We start from the raw sequence: 15,793 nt of genomic DNA, 5'->3' as shown, positions 1-15,793 counted from the left end.
CCGGACCGGCCGTACAGCTAGAGTGCGGCCGGCTGCAGCTTGGAGTAGGCCTTGAGGTCGAAGCCGGGGTCGGCGGCTTGTTCGGGGGTGAGGGTGGCGCCGGCGGCGAGGAGGCGGCGGGCGGCCATGTGGTCGGCGGGCTGGTTGACGGATTCGACGGCGGCGAGGGTGCCGTTGCGGAAGCAGAAGACGGAGAACTTTTCGTCGGCGGGGTCGCCGCGGAGCACGACGTCGTCGCCGGGAGCAACCAGGCCGGCGATCTGCAGGCGCAGCGGCCCCTGGTTAGACCAGAACCAGGGTAGATCCGCGTAGCCGCCGGGCCCGGCGCCGAGGATGGCGCGGGCGGCGTGCCGGGCCTGGTCGGTGGCGTTCTGCACGGATTCGAGCCGGGTGCGGGCGCCGGCGTGGGCGTTGGGGAAGGACGCGCAATCGCCGATGGCGTAGATGTCCGGGTCGGAGGTGCACAGGGTGGCGTCCACGCTGATGCCGTTGTCCACCTCGAGTCCGGCGGACGAAGCTAGTTCGGTGCGCGGAACGACGCCGACACCAACCAGGACCAGGTCGGCCGGGTAGCGCCCGCCCGTGGTGCTGGCCGCCGCGGTGACGTGCCCGTCGTCGTCGCCGTCGAAGGAGGCGATGCCTTCGCCCAGGCGCAGGTCCACGCCGAGGCGCCGGTGGGCGGCGGCAAAGAACGCGCTCATCGTGGGGGTCAGGGCACGGCCCATGGGACGGTCGGCGTACTCGAGGACGGTGACGTCCAACCCGCGGGCGCGCGCGGCGGCGGCGAACTCCAGGCCGATGAATCCGGCACCGATGACGACGACGGAGCCCGCCGCATCGAGGCGGGCCTGCAGTGCCTCGGCTTCGGCGAGGGTGCGCAGGCCGTGGATGCCTGCCAGGCCGGCCCCGGGCACGCTCAGTTCCCTGTTGGCGGCCCCGGTGGCCAGCACCAGCTTCGTATATGACAGGGTGGCGCCGTCATCGAGGGTGACGGTCTTGGCCGCCCGGTCGATCGAGGTGGCGCGTACGCCCAGGCGGGAGTCGACGTCGTGCGTGGTGAAGAATTTCTCCGGGCGCAGCGGGAGCGAGACCGGGGTCTTCCCGGCGGCCAGGTAGTCCTTGGACAGCGGGGGCCGCTGGTAGGGGTGGTGCCGCTCGTCGCCGAGCAGGGTGATGGCACCGGTGTAGCCTTCCTTACGCAGCGAATCCACCAGCTGGATGCCGGCCTGGCCGTTGCCAACAATGACGATGTTTTCCGGGCTGTTCATGGAGTGCCTTTCGGTACGGGACGTGCAGCCGGGCGCAAACGGCTCGGTTAAACCTGCTCGTCGGGGAGGTCGACTTCGAGTTCGTCGAAGTGGTCGCCGGCGGTGAGTTGGCAGCCCAGGCGGCTGCGGCCTGCGTCGCGGGGAGACGCGGTGGATTCGAGCATTTCTTCTTCGGCGGAGCCGAGCCCGGCGGCCGGAATTCGCCGTGGCGGCTTCGGTCAGCATTGCTTGCGGTTCGCTCAGACCGGCCGCCGGCCGCACCCCACTGACGTGGCTGGGGCGGCCGCCGCCTGCGGGACGCTCAGATTTGGTCGTCGGGGACGTCGACTTCGATCTGCTCGAGGCCGTCGCCGACCGTGATCTGGCAGCCGAGCCGGCTGCGCGTGTCGTCGCGGGGGCCTGCGGTGCAGTCGAGCATTTCGTCTTCGTCGTCGCCGATCTCTGGCAGGCCGTCGAGGTATTCGGGGCGGACGTAGACGTGGCAGGTGGCGCACATGGCCTGGCCGCCGCATTCGCCGACGATGCCGGCGACGCCGTTGGTGACGGCGGCGCGCATCAGGGAGGTGCCGGGGTCGACGTCGAGCACGTCCACGTTGCCGTCGGAGTGGTGGAAGCTGATCTTTGCCATGGGGAATCGTCCTTGCTGTAGGCGTTGGTTTGGGGGAGTCGCGGGAGGGGCGCCGGGCGGGCCTTTATCCCCAGAGCACCGGGAATTTGGTCATGCCGCGGAAGACCCAGCCGGCGTCGACCGGAGGGTTGTCCGGATCCAGGCGGAGGTTGGGCAGTTCGCGGAAAACCTGAGGCATGGCGATCTGCGCCACCGAAGCGCGTGCTACCCAGGCGCCGGCGCAGAAGTGGTTGCCGCCGCCGAAAGCCAGGTGCGGTTTCTTCTCCCGGTTGATGTTGAAGGATTCGGGGTCCTCGAACACCGCCGGGTCACGGTTGGCTGCGCCGACGACGATGCCCAGCCGGGCGCCGGCCGGCAGCTGCATGCCCTCCACGACGGTGTCACGGGTGACTTCCCGCGGGTACATGCCGATGGGTGCCACCCAGCGCACGGATTCCTCGAAGGCGCGCGCGTACAGGGAATCGTCCGCCAGCACCTGGGCCAACTGGTCCGGATTGGCCAGCAGCGCCCACACGGTGGTGCCCAGGACGTCGCGCGGTTCGTTCAGGCCGCCGCCGATGGTCATCTTCATGTTCGCCCGGATGGCCTCGAGCGGGATCGGCATGGAGGTGAGGCCGGACAGCAGGCTGGAATCCGGATTCTTGCGCAGGTAGGGCAAAATCTCATCGATCGCGTCGTCGACCTCGTTGTACGACTTTTCCGACTTGCTCCAGACATCCGGGTCGTCGGCGTAGTTGCCGGTGCCGTCGATCATCGTCTGCGACCAACGCTGCAGGTCTTCCTGCGTGGCATTGTGGAAACCCATGATCAGCCGCAGGTTTTCCGCAGCGTAGGGAGCGGCGTACTCCCAGACGAAGTCGGCGCCCGGGCCCGCCGCCTTCAGGTGCGCCAGGTACTTGTCGCTGTTGGCCTTGAAAATGGCGTTCCAGTGCTCCTTGATGGCTTTGGGCCGCAGCACATTGCCGTAGGATTTCCGGTCCACGTCGTGCTCCGGGTCGTCCTTGCGCAGCATCGAGTGGCCCATGGCCCGCTTCATGAGCGAATTGGTCTCATCGGCGGAAAAACGCTCCTGGTCCTGCTCGATCACGTGGCAGGCCTGGTAGCTGGTGACCATGTACCGGTTGACCGCGGGAACCCAGTGCACCGGTGCTTCGGCACGCAGCTGTTGATAGATCGGATACGGGTTCCGATAGAGATCCGGGATGGTGACCCAATCCGCGGTGGGAACCGGGCGGGCTTCGGTAGCGGCGGTCATACTCGCTCTCCTCGTCGTGGGTGGTCCGGGGACGGTGTCCCGGATCCTTGCCGGCGGCTTCGCACCCTTACCGGGCGTGAGGTTTGTCTCCTCAAAGTGTGACAGCAGACATATCCGCCGGTAAAGTTCATAATTAGTGGAAATATCCCCCGAAAAACTTTGATTCAGTGTCACACGGCAGGAGGGGCTAATGGTCCGGTACACGCTGCGGCAATTGGGCTACTTCGTAGCAGTGGCCGACGCCGGCACCATCGCGGCCGCCGCCGACGAGCTCCATGTCTCGCAGACTGCAGTGGCTGCGGCCGTGAAGGAACTGGAACGGATCTTTGGCACTCAGCTGACGGTCCGCCGCAAGGCCCACGGCGTCAGCCTCACGCCGGCAGGCCGGCAACTGCATGCCCGTGCGGCGGCCTTCCTGCGCGAAGCCGAGGAGCTGGAGCTAAGCACCAGCAGCGGCGGGGGAGAGCTGGCCGGTCCGCTGGTGGTGGGCTGCTACCTGACCCTGGCGCCGACCGTCCTGCCCGAGCTGTTGGAGCGCTTTGCCGCCGAGCACCCGAAGGTGCAGCTGGACTTCGTCGAAGGAACCCAGGATGCCGTGCAGGACAAGCTGTTCGCCGGCGAGCTGGACCTGGCCATCGTCTACGACATGGATCTGCGGCCCGGGCTGGAGTCGGTGCAGCTCGACGCCATGCATGCCTACGCGCTGTTGCCGGCCGGCCATCGGTTGGCCGGCCGGGAAGCCGTAAGCCTGGCCGAGTTAGCCGAGGAGCCGATGATCCTGCTTGATGCCCCGCCGAGCAGCCATCACACGATGTCGGTGTTCCGCGATGCTTCCGTGGTGCCGAGAATCCGGTACCGCACCACCGACTTCGAACTGACCCGCTCGCTCGTCGGGCGCGGCATCGGCTACTCGGTTCTGGTGCAGCGCCCGTCCGGCGATGCCACGTATGAGGGCCGGAGCTTCACCGCGTTGCCGATCGAACCGGCAGTCCGCCCCGTCGGCGTGAAGATCGTCTGGCCCGAAGGGATCAGGCTGACCGACCGGGCTGCCGAGATGGTCCGGTATGCGGTCGAGGCTCATGCGCCCCGCAATGGTGAGTCCGGCCGCTGAATGCACCCCGCACCGCCGCCGCTCAACGGGCGGCGGCTCATGCGGCTCCGCCGGCCAGCGGCTCCCTCGACGGCGGCCACCCCGGCACCCGTCGACAGCGGCCCGACCGGCCGTAATTTCCGCAGCTATGGACACCAAGTGCTGCTTCCAGCCGGGACACGGAATAGGAGACCCCGATTGGCTTTCCTCAATCGCTGATGTGATCTAGGCTATAGCAGTGCCTCAAACATCCCTTTCACACCGGTTGCCTCAGCAAACGTCCGCAGCCGTCATCTCCGCCCGGAACGTCGTGAAGACCTACGGCGATTTCAACGCCGTTGACGGCATCTCCTTCGAAGTCCCGGCGGGGGAGTCGTTCGGGCTGCTCGGCCCCAACGGTGCGGGCAAGTCCACGACCATGCGGATGATCGGCGGCGTCTCGCAGCGGACGTCCGGCGATCTGAGCATCATGGGCCTGGACCCAGACCGACACGGGCCGGAGGTGCGGGCCCATCTGGGCGTCGTGCCGCAGCAGGACAACCTCGACGAGGAACTGAAGGTCCGCGACAACCTGATCGTCTACGGCCGCTACTTCGGCCTGCCGTACTCCTACCTGCGGCCCAAGGCGGACGAGCTGCTGGAGTTCGCGCAGCTGACGGACAAGGCCAAGGCGAAGGTCGACGCCCTTTCGGGCGGTATGAAACGGCGGCTCACCATCGCCCGTTCGCTGATGAACGACCCGAAGGTGCTGCTGCTCGACGAGCCCACCACCGGGCTCGATCCGCAAGCGCGCCACATCCTGTGGGACCGCCTCTTCCGGCTCAAGGAAGCGGGGGTGACCCTGATCCTGACCACCCACTACATGGACGAGGCCGAGCAGCTGTGCGACCGCCTGATCGTGGTGGACAAGGGCAAGATCATGGCGGAAGGGTCACCGGCCGCCCTGATCCGCGAACATTCCACCCGCGAGGTCCTGGAGCTTCGGTTCGGTTCCGAGCGGAATACCACCGTGGCGCCGGAGCTGGCCGGCATCGGGGAGCGGCTTGAAACGCTGCCGGACCGTGTCCTGGTCTATGCCGACGACGGCGAGGCGGCGCTCGAGCAGGTGTCCAACCGCGGCCTGCGCCCGATCACGTCCCTGGTACGGCGCTCCAGCCTGGAGGACGTCTTCCTCCGGTTGACCGGCAGGAGCCTCATTGACTGAGCAACAGCCCACGCAGGTGCCGGGCGGGCAGGACAAGGAGATCGCCGCGCGCCCGGCCGAAGTACCACCGGCGCGCGCGGCCAAAGAGTCCGGGGGAGCCGGAGCCGCTCCAGCCCCCGCGCCGGACGCAGCGGCCCCCGCGGGCGCGGTCGATACGCGCGCCCCGGAGCAGTTGTCGCTGCGCGAAGTCGATGCCCTGACACGGCCCGTCACCGGCCTGCGCTCGCCGCTGACCCCGCTGCAGTCGGCCGAACGCGCCCGGAGCTTCGGCTCGGTCTATTTTCTGGAGCATTGGCTGCGGCAGTTGCGCGGCTACGGCTGGACGGTGCTGATGACGGCGGTAGGCACGCCGCTGGTTTACCTGTTTGCCATGGGTGTCGGGCTCGCCACGTTGGTGGACGCCAACACCAACGCCTCGCTCGACGCCGGAAACGGCCAGTCCGTGCCGTACCTGGTCTTCGTGGCGCCTGCCCTCCTGGCGACCGCCGCGATCATGGTGGCCAGCGAAGAGAACACGTACTCGGTGATGTCGGGGTTCCGATGGCGCAAGACGTACTACGGCCCCAACGCCTCGCCGCTGCAGAGCCACCAGCTGGTTAACGGGCACTCGATGGGCGTGCTGGCCAGACTGCTGCTGACCACCGGGTTGTATTTCCTCTGCCTGGTCATCTTCGGCGCGGTGACCGAGGCCACCGCCGGGCTGATGGTCATCACGGCGGCCCTGGGCGGGATGGCCTTCGGACTGCCGCTGATGGCGTACTCGGCCAGCATCGAAGAAGACCGCGGTCAATTCGCGCTGGTGCAGCGGTTCATCGTGATGCCGCTGTTCCTCTTCTCCGGCACGTTCTTCCCGCTGGAGGCCATGCCGCTGCTGGTCCGCTGGATCGGCTGGATCTCGCCCCTGTGGCATTCGACGGAACTGGGCAGGGTGCTCAGCTACGGCTATGTTGAACCGGCCTGGCTGACCGTGCTGCATGTCGCCTACCTGGCCGCCCTCTGCGCGGCCGGCTGGCTCCTCGCGCGCCGAATCTATATCAGGAGGCTGGGCAAATGAGCCAGCACGTTCTCCCGCATGCGCCGCGGCTCGAGCCGACGCGCCGCCCGTTAGGCTCCCTCTATGCCGGCAACGTCCGCGCGGTCTTCGCACGCGGCGTCAAAGCCATTTGGGGAACCAACTGGGCGATCATGGTCAGTGGCTTCGTCGAGCCGGTCCTCTACCTGGTGGCGATGGGCATCGGCTTGGGCTCGCTGATCGGCACCATCAGCGGCCCCGGCGGAACCGAAATCGGTTATGCGAACTACATTGCGCCGGCGCTGCTGGCCGTCTCGGCGATGAACGGCGCGGTGTATGACTCCACTTGGAACGTCTTTTTCAAACTGAACTTCGCCAAGCTCTACGAAGGCATGTTGTACACGTCCCTGGGACCGCTGGACGTGGCGCTCGGCGAAATCCTGCTGGCGCTGATGCGGGGAGCGCTCTACGCCACCGGCTTCACCGCGGTGATGGGCGCCATGGGGCTGATCACCTCGCCCTGGGCGCTGCTGATGATCCCCGCAGCCGTGGTGGTCGCCTTCGGCTTCGCAGCGTTCGGCATGGCGATCACCAGCTACATGAAAACGTTCCAGCAGATGGACTGGATCAACTTCATCATGCTGCCGATGTTCCTGTTCTCCGCGACTTTCTACCCGCTCAGCGTCTACCCGGAGCCGATCCAGTGGCTGATCCAGGCCTTTCCGCTCTGGCACGGCGTGGAACTGCTGCGCCAGCTCAGCGTCGGCGCCTTCACCGCCGCCACGTGGATCCACGTCCTGTACTTCCTGGTCATGATCGTGCTCGGGCTGATCTTGACCACCGGCAGGCTGCGCAAGCTCTTCCTGAACTGATCGCGGACCGACGTGTGCCGGGCCGGGGGCGCGCCTGCCGGGGTTGCCACGCGCTGATGTGGCGTCAATGATGGAACGACCGTCCAAGGCCTTGAACCTACGAAGGAGCTGGCACATGATCGGCAAGTGGCAGGCACTGGTGATCGATTGTCCGGACAGCGACGCCCTGGCCACTTTCTACGAGGAGCTGCTGGGCATGATCCGGGTCCAACAGGACGACGACGGCTGGATCAGCATCGGGGACGCCCCGGACCGGCCGGCCATCGCCTTCCAACAGGTCCACGATTACGAACCACCCCAGTGGCCGGGCCAGGAACATCCCCAGCAGATGCATGTGGACGTCAGGGTCAGGGATTTGGACATCGCCGAGGGGCTGGTGCTCCAGCTTGGAGCCACCAGCATGGACTCGGGCAGCGAGACCTTCAGGGTGTACCTGGACCCGGCCGGCCACCCCTTCTGCCTGGTGCAGTGGTAGCGCGCTGAGCCGTGGGCGGACACGGCGCGCGGGAGCGCATGGATTTGAGAGAATAGGCCCATGCGATCAATTGGTCCCGAGTCTACTTCCGTTTCGTCCGCCGCCCGCCAGCTGCCCTTCAAGGCCGGCAACATCAGCCTGGCCGTGCTGGTGCTTGTCTTCCTGGTCGCGGTGATCTTTGCCGCCAATGAGAACGACGTCATCGGCTGGATCGTCGTCGCCGTATCGCTGGCATGGCTGGCCCTGGCCGCCTTCGTGGTGTTCAGCGTCCGCGGTGCCACGCGCAAGGCGAAGGAGAAGCTGGCCAATGTGCAGGCCGACTACGCCGGGCGGGTCAACCCCGCGCCGGGCGGCGGAACCGCCGTCGTCGAGGAAGAAATTTCCAGGGCGAATGCCGTGCGGGACGAAAAGCTGGACCACAGCTTCAAGATCATCCAGGTGCAGGCCAAAGTGATCCGCGACTACCGCGGCAAAGACGAGGGCATGGTCGACCGGGCGCTGGAGACGGTAGAGATCACCGCCCACAACGGCCGCGGCATGATCCGCAAGGAAGACGGCGGCGAAACCGTCAGCGGCACAGTTGTTGGCTGAACTGAAGGGTTGGGTAAGGTAGTCGGGTGACTTTGGCAACCGTTTCCACCGCACCGACCACCTCCCGCGACGCAGCAGGCGGACTGATCCAGGCAGGCAAGACCCTGCGCATCGCCAGCGTCAACGTCAACGGCATCCGCGCCGCCTACAAGCGCGGCATGGCCGAGTGGCTGGCGGTCCGGGACGTGGACATCCTGTGCCTGCAGGAGGTGCGGGCGCCGGACGCCGTCGTACGCGAGCTGCTGGGCAGCGACTGGCACATCCTCCATGCCGAAGCGGAGGCCAAGGGGCGCGCCGGTGTTGCCATCGCTTCCCGTGTTGAGCCGACGGCCACCCGCAGCCACATAGGCGATGAATACTTTCTCTCCGCCGGCCGCTGGGTGGAGGCCGACTTTGCGGTGGACGGCGCCGACGGCGAAAAGACCCTGACCGTGGTGAGCGCCTACGTCCATTCAGGCGAGGTGGATACCCCCAAGCAAGTGGACAAGTACCGTTTCCTGGATGCCATGTGCCGCCGGCTGCCGCAGTTGAGGGCCGAGCGGGACTACGCGCTGGTCGTCGGCGACCTGAACGTGGGCCATACCGAGCTGGACATCAAGAACTGGAAGGGCAACGTCAAGCGCGCCGGCTTCCTGCCCGAGGAACGGGCCTACTTCGACCGCTTCTTTGGCGAGGAGATCGGTTGGCGCGATGTGCACCGGTCACTGGCCGGGGACGTCAGCGGGCCCTACACGTGGTGGTCCTGGCGCGGCCAGGCCTTCGACAACGACTCCGGCTGGCGAATCGATTATCAGGTGGCCACCCCGTCGCTGGCCGATTTGGCGACGGCCGCCGCGGTCGATCGTGCCGCCACCTACGACGCCCGATTCTCCGACCACGCACCGCTGGTCGTCGACTACCAGTTCTAGGAAGCATCCCGATGAGCACAGGAACCACAGAACCCACCGACACCGCCGTGCGGGCCGCCGGGCAGGCGGGCCGGCCGCAGGCCGAGCGTCCCAGGCTTCTCTCCGGCATGCAGCCGTCCGCCGACTCGCTGCACCTGGGCAACTATCTGGGTGCACTCGTCAATTGGGTCAAGCTGCAGGACGAATACGAAGCGTTCTACTTCATTCCCGACCTGCACGCCATCACGGTGGACTACGATCCGAAGGATCTGGCCCAGCGCACCAGGGTCACCTGCGCGCAGTACATCGCCGGCGGCATCGACGTGGACCGGACCGCACTCTTCGTCCAGTCCCATGTGCCGGAGCACGCCGAGCTGGCCTGGGTCCTGAACTGCGTGACCGGTTTCGGCGAGGCATCCCGGATGACCCAGTTCAAGGACAAGACGCAGAAGAATGGTACCGACGCCGCGACCGTGGGGCTGTTCGCCTATCCGGTGCTGATGGCCGCGGACATTCTGCTGTACCGCCCCTACGGCGTGCCCGTGGGCGAGGACCAGCGCCAGCACCTGGAGTTGGCGCGGAACCTGGCCCAGCGGTTCAACCACCGGTTCGGCGAAACCTTCGTGGTTCCCGAAGCCGTGATCCCCAAGGAGGGGGCCAAGATCTACGATCTTCAGCACCCCACCGCGAAAATGTCCAAGTCGGCCGAGTCGACCGCGGGCCTGATCAACATTCTCGACAACCCGAAGCAGGCTGCCAAGAAGATCAAGTCGGCGGTCACCGACGACGGTATGGAGATCCGCTTCGACCGGGAGGCCAAGCCGGGCATTTCCAATCTGCTCACCATCTACTCCACGCTCACGGGCAAGACCGTCGCGCAGCTGGAGCAGGAGTACCAGGGCAAGATGTACGGGCATCTGAAGGTCGATCTGGCCGAGGTGGTCGTCGAGACGCTCGCCCCGGTCCAGGCGCGCGCCCAGGAGTTGCTGGACGATCCGGCCGAACTGGACCGGCTGCTGGCCCGCGGAGCCCACAGGGCCCGTTCAATCGCATCGGCTACACTCGCTGATGTGTACTCCAAGGTAGGTTTTTTGTCCGCCGGAGGCGGACGCTAGCCATGCGCCAGCAGCACCAGGACAGCATCGCCCGTGTGCACCACGACGGCGATGCCGTCCAGGCTGCCCTGACGGCGGTCGGTTGCGTCGGCGTGGTCATCGGGGTGCCGGAGCCCATGGCCAGTGAGCTGGAGAGCTGGCGGGCGTCGTTCGGTGACCCGTTGGCCTCGGTGATACCGCCGCACATCACCCTGGTCACCACTACTCCGGTGATTGACTGGGACGAAGCCGTGAATCACGTCCGGGCCGTGGCCCGTTCGCAGTCCCCGTTCACCCTCTCCCTGCGCGGCACGGGCAGTTTCCGCCCGGTTTCGCCCGTGGTCTACCTGAGCATCGACGAGGGGTTTGACGAGTGCGTCGAGCTGCACCGGAAACTCCAGGCCGGGCCGCTGGAACGCGAACTCAAGTTCGGCTTCCACCCGCACGTGACCGTGGCCCACGACGTCAGCGAAGCCAGCATGGACTCGGCCGAAAGCAAGCTCGCGGATTATGACGCCGCATTCCGGGTCAGTAGCATGGGGCTCTACGAGCACGACGAGACCGGCGTGTGGATACTACGGGAAGAGTTGACCTTTGGCGCCGGACGCGCGGGAGCAGACTGAGGCAGCGCCGGATCCGCTGGAACGGCAGCAACTGTTACTAGCCGCGCTGAGACAGCGCCGGGAGGCAGGGCGTGCCAAGCGCGAAGAAGGCACCCTGAAAAGCCTGATGGCCGCGGCCCAGTACAGGCTCGCGAAGATCAACTCCTGGCGCCTGATGCGGGTCATAAATCTCTACGCCCTGAGGCATGGGCCGTTGCTGGCGGCCGGTTGTGCCTACAAAATGTTCTTCTCCGTAGCTGCGATGCTGGTGGCAGGTTTTTCCATCCTCGGCTTGGTGGCCGCCGGCAGCCGCGACCTGCAGATGGCCATAGTTCGGGTGGTAAACGATTTCATCCCGGGACTGATTGACACTGGCACCGGGTCCGAGGGCCTGGCCTCACCCCAAGAGCTCTTCTCCCAGGGCCAGGCTTTCGGCGTCAGCCTCATCATCTCCACCGCCGTCATGATCTGGACCTCGTTGGGCTGGATAGCCGGCCTGCGCACGGGGATGCGGGGCATCTTTGACCTGCCGCCGCTGGACACGAACATCGTCTTGGTCAAGCTCAAGGACAGCGGCACGCTGCTGATCGTGGCCGTGGCCTTGATCGTGACAACGCTCGTCGCGGCCATAGCCAATACCGCGCTGGACCTGATCGTGGAATTGCTCCGTATCGAAGGCGATCTCGTGGTTCCGCTGACCCGGATCGCCGGCATCGTGGTCATGCTGTTGCTGGATACGGCGGTTGCCGTGGTCCTTTTCCGCGTGGCGTCAGGGATCCGGATGCCACGCTTGGTGATGCTCCAGTCCGCCTTGCTCGCCGGTGTCGGCAGTACCGTGCTCAGGTACTTCTCTTCGACACTCGTGGGCAACGTGGGCAGCAACCCGCTGCTGGCTCCCTTCGCCGTCATCCTGGGCCTGTTCGTGTGGTTCTACCTGCTCAGCCAGGTCTACCTGGTCGCCACCGCCTGGGGAGCGGTCGGTAAGGCCGACGCGCTGGCCAGGCAGGCGGCAGGAGGAGGCCGATCGCTGCGGCAGCGGGCATGGAGCCTGCGCCGGCGGAGGAACCTGCAGGAACCTTAAACGCCAAGTGGCGCCGACTCCCGGAGGGGAATCGGCGCCACCTGGCCGGCAGTCCCGAAAGGACCGCCCGGGTTGGCTAGACGGAGCGCTGCAGGATGGCCTGGCGGACCTCGGTGATCGCCTTGGTCACCTGGATGCCGCGGGGGCAGGCCTCGGTGCAGTTGAAGGTAGTGCGGCAGCGCCACACGCCTTCCTTGTCATTGAGGACCTCCAGGCGCATGTCGCCGGCATCATCGCGCGAGTCGAAGATGAAGCGGTGCGCGTTCACGATCGCTGCCGGTCCGAAGTACTGGCCGTCGGTCCAGAACACCGGGCAGGAGGAGGTGCAGGCGGCGCAGAGGATGCACTTGGTGGTGTCGTCGAACCGTTCCCGGTCCTCCTGCGACTGCAGCCGCTCGCGGGTCGGCGCGTGGCCGTTGTTGATCAGGAACGGCATGATCTCGCGGTAGGACTGGAAGAACGGCTCCATGTCCACGATCAGGTCCTTCTCCACCGGCAGGCCCTTGATCGGCTCCACCGTGATGGGCTTGGCCGTGTCCAGGTCCTTCAGCAGGGTCTTGCAGGCCAGGCGGTTGCGGCCGTTGATGCGCATCGCATCGGAGCCACAGACGCCGTGGGCGCAGGACCGGCGGAAGGATACGGAACCGTCATGCTCCCACTTGACCTTGTGCAGGGCATCCAGCACACGGTCCGTGCCGTACATGGTGAGCTTGAACTCGTCCCAGCGGGCCTCCTCGGAGACTTCCGGATCGTAGCGGCGAACCTTCAGCGTGATGTCGAAGCTGGGGATTTCGCCGCCGCCGCCGACCCCGGGAGCCAGCTCGACCTTGGACGGTCCTTCGGGAATTTCGGTCGCGGTGCTCATTAGTACTTCCTCACCATCGGTTCGTAGCGCGTGAATACTACGGGTTTGGTATCCATGCGGATGCCGGCCGTCTGATCGGTCACGGCGTCGACGTCCAGGTAGCACATCGAGTGCTTCATGAAGTTCTCGTCGTCGCGGTCCGGGTAGTCCTCGCGGAAGTGTCCGCCGCGGGACTCCGTGCGGTGCAGGGCCGCCACGGTCATCACCTGGGCCATGTCCAGCAGGAAGCCGAGTTCCACGGCCTCCAGCAGGTCCAGGTTGAAGCGCTTGCCCTTGTCTTGGACGCTGATGTTCTTGTAGCGCTCGCGCAGCGAAGCGATCACGTTCAGTGCCTCGGTCAGGGACTTCTCGTCGCGGAACACCTGCACGTTGGCGTCCATGATGTCCTGCAGTTCCTTGCGGATCTGGGCGACCCGCTCGGTACCGGTGCCTCCGCGCACCGTCTCGAGCAGCTCCATCGTGTACAGCTCCGGGTTCTCCGGCAGCTCGACGAAGTCCGCAGTCTTGGCGTACTCGGCGGCGTTGATGCCGGAGCGCTTGCCGAAGACGTTGATGTCCAGCAGGGAGTTGGTCCCCAGCCGGTTGGAGCCGTGGACGGAGACGCAGGCTACCTCGCCCGCGGCGTACAGGCCCGGCACAACGGTGTCGTTGTCCTGCAGCACCTCGGCCTTGATGTTGGTGGGGATGCCACCCATGGCGTAGTGGGCGGTGGGGAACACGGGCACCGGCTCGGTGTAGGGCTCGACGCCGAGGTAGGTGCGCGCAAACTCCGTGATGTCCGGCAGCTTCGCGTCAATGTGCGCCGGCTCCAGGTGGGTCAGGTCCAGCAGCACGTAGTCCTTGTTCGGACCGCAGCCGCGGCCTTCACGGACCTCAAGGGCCATGGAGCGGGCCACAATGTCGCGGGGCGCCAGGTCCTTGATGGTGGGGGCGTAGCGTTCCATGAAGCGCTCACCGTCGGCGTTGCGGAGGATTCCGCCTTCGCCGCGGGCGGCCTCGGAGAGCAGGATGCCCAGCCCGGCCAGGCCGGTCGGGTGGAACTGGACGAACTCCATGTCTTCCAGCGGGAGGCCGCGGCGGAACGCGATGCCCATGCCGTCGCCGGTGAGCGTGTGCGCGTTGGAGGTGGTCTTGAAGACCTTGCCCACGCCGCCCGAGGCGAAGATGACGGACTTCGCCTGGAAGACGTGGAGCTCACCGGAGGCCAGGTCATAGCTGACGACGCCGGCGACGCGCTTCTGCTTGTAGGGGGTGCCGTCGGCGCGGGTGGCGTCTTCCTCGACCAGCAGCAGGTCCAGCACGTAGTACTCGTTGTAGAACTCGACGTTGTGCTTGACGCAGTTTTGGTAGAGGGTCTGCAGGATCATGTGTCCGGTGCGGTCCGCGGCGTAGCAGGCGCGGCGAACCGGGGCCTTGCCGTGGTCGCGGGTGTGCCCGCCGAAGCGGCGCTGGTCGATCTTGCCCTCGGGCGTCCGGTTGAACGGCAGGCCCATCTTTTCCAGGTCCAGCACCGCGTCGATGGCTTCCTTGGCCATCACCTCGGCGGCATCCTGGTCAACCAGGTAGTCGCCGCCCTTGATCGTGTCAAAGGTGTGCCATTCCCAGTTGTCCTCTTCGACGTTCGCCAACGCGGCGCACATGCCGCCCTGGGCCGCGCCGGTGTGGGAACGGGTGGGGTACAGCTTGGTCAGTACTGCGGTGTGCGCGCGCTGGCCTGATTCGATCGCGGCGCGCATACCGGCGCCACCGGCACCGACAATGACGACGTCGTACTTATGGACCTGCATACTGGATGCTCTTTCTGTTGAAACTGGGATTTCTTCGCCGCGTGGGGTTCACGACGGGGCAACGGCGCCGCGGTCTGTCGCGGGGACGGTTAGGGTGCCGGGCAGAACGACGGCAGCAGCTCGGCGGTGGCGTTGGCCGGGCACGGATCGAAGGTGAAGATCACCAAGGTGCCGAGCACGATGATGACGGCAGAGGCTACGTACAGGACCATCTTGAACCAGAAGCGGGTGCTGTCCTTTTCCGCGTAGTCCTCGATGATGGTGCGCACGCCGTTGGTGCCGTGCAGCATGGCCAGCCACAGCATGGCCAGGTCCCAGATCTGCCAGAACGGATCGGCCCACTTGCCGGCCACGAAGCCGAAGTTGATGGCGTGGACGCCTTCGCCCACCATCAGGTTGACGAAGAGGTGGCCAAAGACAAGCACGACCAGAATGAGGCCGGAGAGCCGCATGAACAGCCATGCGTACAGTTCGAAGTTGCCCTTGCGGCCCTTGTTGCGCAGGTATTCGGGAGCGATGCGGGCGCTGCGGGGAGCCTGGATTTCAGAGTTGACCGACATGAGTTAGTGACCCCCGGTGAAAGCGAGCGTGAGGTGGCGGATGAGGAACGGAACCATGACGACGACCCACAGGCCGACGACGCCCCACAGAAGCTTGGCCTGGTACTTGGGGCCCTTCTTCCAGAAGTCGATGAGGATGACGCGAAGGCCGTTAAAGGCGTGGTAGACGATGGCCGCTACCAGGCCGGCTTCCAAGATGGCCATGATCGGGTTCTTGTACGTTGCCATGACGGCGTCATAGGCGCCGGGCGATACCCGGACCAGTGCGGTATCCAGCACGTGTACCAAGAGAAAGAAAAAGATTGCGACGCCCGTGATGCGGTGTCCTACCCAAGACCACATGCCTTCACGGCCGCGGTATAAGGTCCCAGCTGGTGTCTTCGACACTGAATTACCCTCCCTGCATCGCAGAGGCGCAGCGTGGCTTCCACGCAAGAGTTGACGCCGGTGCGAGAGCGCTCTATAGCTCAAGACTAATCTAGGCTTCGCTGAGGGCTTATTCAATTTAGCTACAGCGGGGTG

Annotated in this window: 17 protein-coding genes; 10 read left to right on the top strand and 7 right to left on the bottom strand. The window is 66.0% G+C overall.

Annotated features, from left to right (window positions below; all coding sequences use genetic code 11):
• Window positions 1-17: 17 nt before the first annotated feature.
• The 3 genes from AC5RV3_RS14405 to AC5RV3_RS14395 form a co-directional block, all read right to left on the bottom strand.
• Entirely contained in the window at window positions 18-1,268 is a 1,251-nt protein-coding gene (locus AC5RV3_RS14405; RefSeq protein WP_494122723.1) for an NAD(P)/FAD-dependent oxidoreductase, read from the bottom strand.
• 301 nt (window positions 1,269-1,569) lie between these two features.
• Complete coding sequence (locus AC5RV3_RS14400) at window positions 1,570-1,896, bottom strand: 2Fe-2S iron-sulfur cluster-binding protein (RefSeq protein WP_494122722.1); 327 nt, start codon at window positions 1,894-1,896, stop codon at window positions 1,570-1,572.
• Between the two features lie 64 nt (window positions 1,897-1,960).
• Window positions 1,961-3,151, bottom strand: coding sequence for a cytochrome P450 (locus AC5RV3_RS14395; RefSeq protein ID WP_494122721.1), 1,191 nt, complete (start codon window positions 3,149-3,151; stop codon window positions 1,961-1,963).
• Between the two features lie 190 nt (window positions 3,152-3,341).
• Between AC5RV3_RS14395 and AC5RV3_RS14390 the strand changes: the two genes are divergently transcribed.
• The 10 genes from AC5RV3_RS14390 (at window position 3,342) to AC5RV3_RS14345 (ending at window position 12,059) form a co-directional block, all read left to right on the top strand.
• Complete coding sequence (locus AC5RV3_RS14390; RefSeq protein ID WP_494122720.1) at window positions 3,342-4,262, top strand: LysR substrate-binding domain-containing protein; 921 nt, start codon at window positions 3,342-3,344, stop codon at window positions 4,260-4,262.
• 217 nt (window positions 4,263-4,479) lie between these two features.
• Window positions 4,480-5,445, top strand: a complete 966-nt coding sequence (locus AC5RV3_RS14385; RefSeq protein WP_494113127.1) for an ABC transporter ATP-binding protein — start codon at window positions 4,480-4,482, stop codon at window positions 5,443-5,445.
• The gene (locus tag AC5RV3_RS14380) at window positions 5,438-6,499 is read left to right on the top strand and encodes an ABC transporter permease (protein WP_494122719.1); all 1,062 of its coding nucleotides are present in this window, start codon (window positions 5,438-5,440) and stop codon (window positions 6,497-6,499) included. The genes AC5RV3_RS14385 and AC5RV3_RS14380 overlap by 8 nt, the downstream gene beginning before the upstream one ends.
• Window positions 6,496-7,329 carry an ABC transporter permease gene (locus tag AC5RV3_RS14375; RefSeq protein ID WP_494122718.1) on the top strand — a complete coding sequence of 278 codons (834 nt, stop codon included), beginning with the start codon at window positions 6,496-6,498 and terminating at the stop codon, window positions 7,327-7,329. The genes AC5RV3_RS14380 and AC5RV3_RS14375 overlap by 4 nt, the downstream gene beginning before the upstream one ends.
• 115 nt (window positions 7,330-7,444) lie before the next feature.
• Window positions 7,445-7,804: a VOC family protein gene (locus tag AC5RV3_RS14370; protein ID WP_494113124.1), complete on the top strand. Its 360-nt coding sequence runs from the start codon at window positions 7,445-7,447 to the stop codon at window positions 7,802-7,804.
• 60 nt (window positions 7,805-7,864) lie between these two features.
• Window positions 7,865-8,395, top strand: coding sequence for a hypothetical protein (locus AC5RV3_RS14365; protein WP_494122717.1), 531 nt, complete (start codon window positions 7,865-7,867; stop codon window positions 8,393-8,395).
• A gap of 83 nt (window positions 8,396-8,478) precedes the next feature.
• Window positions 8,479-9,303 carry an exodeoxyribonuclease III gene (locus AC5RV3_RS14360; RefSeq protein WP_493988238.1) on the top strand — a complete coding sequence of 275 codons (825 nt, stop codon included), beginning with the start codon at window positions 8,479-8,481 and terminating at the stop codon, window positions 9,301-9,303.
• 11 nt (window positions 9,304-9,314) lie between these two features.
• On the top strand, window positions 9,315-10,397 hold the full coding sequence (trpS, locus tag AC5RV3_RS14355) for a tryptophan--tRNA ligase (protein WP_494122716.1): 1,083 nt from the start codon (window positions 9,315-9,317) through the stop codon (window positions 10,395-10,397).
• Window positions 10,398-10,399: 2 nt separating this feature from the next.
• Window positions 10,400-10,999 carry a 2'-5' RNA ligase family protein gene (locus AC5RV3_RS14350; protein WP_494122715.1) on the top strand — a complete coding sequence of 200 codons (600 nt, stop codon included), beginning with the start codon at window positions 10,400-10,402 and terminating at the stop codon, window positions 10,997-10,999.
• The gene (locus tag AC5RV3_RS14345) at window positions 10,971-12,059 is read left to right on the top strand and encodes a YihY/virulence factor BrkB family protein (protein ID WP_494122714.1); all 1,089 of its coding nucleotides are present in this window, start codon (window positions 10,971-10,973) and stop codon (window positions 12,057-12,059) included. Before AC5RV3_RS14350 ends, AC5RV3_RS14345 begins: the two co-directional genes overlap by 29 nt.
• Before the next feature lie 76 nt (window positions 12,060-12,135).
• Here the strand turns inward: AC5RV3_RS14345 and AC5RV3_RS14340 are convergent, their stop codons facing one another.
• The 4 genes from AC5RV3_RS14340 to sdhC form a co-directional block, all read right to left on the bottom strand.
• A complete protein-coding gene (locus tag AC5RV3_RS14340) occupies window positions 12,136-12,924 on the bottom strand; it encodes a succinate dehydrogenase iron-sulfur subunit (protein ID WP_493987887.1) in 789 nt (262 codons plus the stop codon).
• Window positions 12,924-14,711, bottom strand: coding sequence for a succinate dehydrogenase flavoprotein subunit (sdhA, locus tag AC5RV3_RS14335; protein WP_493978599.1), 1,788 nt, complete (start codon window positions 14,709-14,711; stop codon window positions 12,924-12,926). The genes AC5RV3_RS14340 and sdhA overlap by 1 nt, the downstream gene beginning before the upstream one ends.
• A gap of 89 nt (window positions 14,712-14,800) precedes the next feature.
• Window positions 14,801-15,271, bottom strand: a complete 471-nt coding sequence (locus tag AC5RV3_RS14330) for a succinate dehydrogenase hydrophobic membrane anchor subunit (RefSeq protein ID WP_494113119.1) — start codon at window positions 15,269-15,271, stop codon at window positions 14,801-14,803.
• A gap of 3 nt (window positions 15,272-15,274) precedes the next feature.
• Window positions 15,275-15,658, bottom strand: a complete 384-nt coding sequence (sdhC, locus tag AC5RV3_RS14325; protein WP_493987889.1) for a succinate dehydrogenase, cytochrome b556 subunit — start codon at window positions 15,656-15,658, stop codon at window positions 15,275-15,277.
• Window positions 15,659-15,793 lie beyond the last annotated feature (135 nt).

Source organism: Arthrobacter sp. Y3221114 (assembly GCF_059092625.1).
This window is presented reverse-complemented; position numbering and strand designations above follow the sequence as displayed.

Bases quoted from the DNA above. Each gene is read 5' to 3' on its own strand.
- AC5RV3_RS14350 (WP_494122715.1), top strand. From the start codon at position 10,400: ATGCGCCAGCAGCACCAGGACAGCATCGCCCGTGTGCACCACGACGGC.
- AC5RV3_RS14400 (WP_494122722.1), bottom strand. From the start codon at position 1,896: ATGGCAAAGATCAGCTTCCACCACTCCGACGGCAACGTGGACGTGCTC.
- trpS (WP_494122716.1), top strand. From the start codon at position 9,315: ATGAGCACAGGAACCACAGAACCCACCGACACCGCCGTGCGGGCCGCC.
- AC5RV3_RS14405 (WP_494122723.1), bottom strand. From the start codon at position 1,268: ATGAACAGCCCGGAAAACATCGTCATTGTTGGCAACGGCCAGGCCGGC.
- sdhA (WP_493978599.1), bottom strand. From the start codon at position 14,711: ATGCAGGTCCATAAGTACGACGTCGTCATTGTCGGTGCCGGTGGCGCC.
- AC5RV3_RS14370 (WP_494113124.1), top strand. From the start codon at position 7,445: ATGATCGGCAAGTGGCAGGCACTGGTGATCGATTGTCCGGACAGCGAC.
- AC5RV3_RS14395 (WP_494122721.1), bottom strand. From the start codon at position 3,151: ATGACCGCCGCTACCGAAGCCCGCCCGGTTCCCACCGCGGATTGGGTC.
- AC5RV3_RS14390 (WP_494122720.1), top strand. From the start codon at position 3,342: ATGGTCCGGTACACGCTGCGGCAATTGGGCTACTTCGTAGCAGTGGCC.
- AC5RV3_RS14365 (WP_494122717.1), top strand. From the start codon at position 7,865: ATGCGATCAATTGGTCCCGAGTCTACTTCCGTTTCGTCCGCCGCCCGC.
- AC5RV3_RS14375 (WP_494122718.1), top strand. From the start codon at position 6,496: ATGAGCCAGCACGTTCTCCCGCATGCGCCGCGGCTCGAGCCGACGCGC.
- AC5RV3_RS14330 (WP_494113119.1), bottom strand. From the start codon at position 15,271: ATGTCGGTCAACTCTGAAATCCAGGCTCCCCGCAGCGCCCGCATCGCT.
- AC5RV3_RS14340 (WP_493987887.1), bottom strand. From the start codon at position 12,924: ATGAGCACCGCGACCGAAATTCCCGAAGGACCGTCCAAGGTCGAGCTG.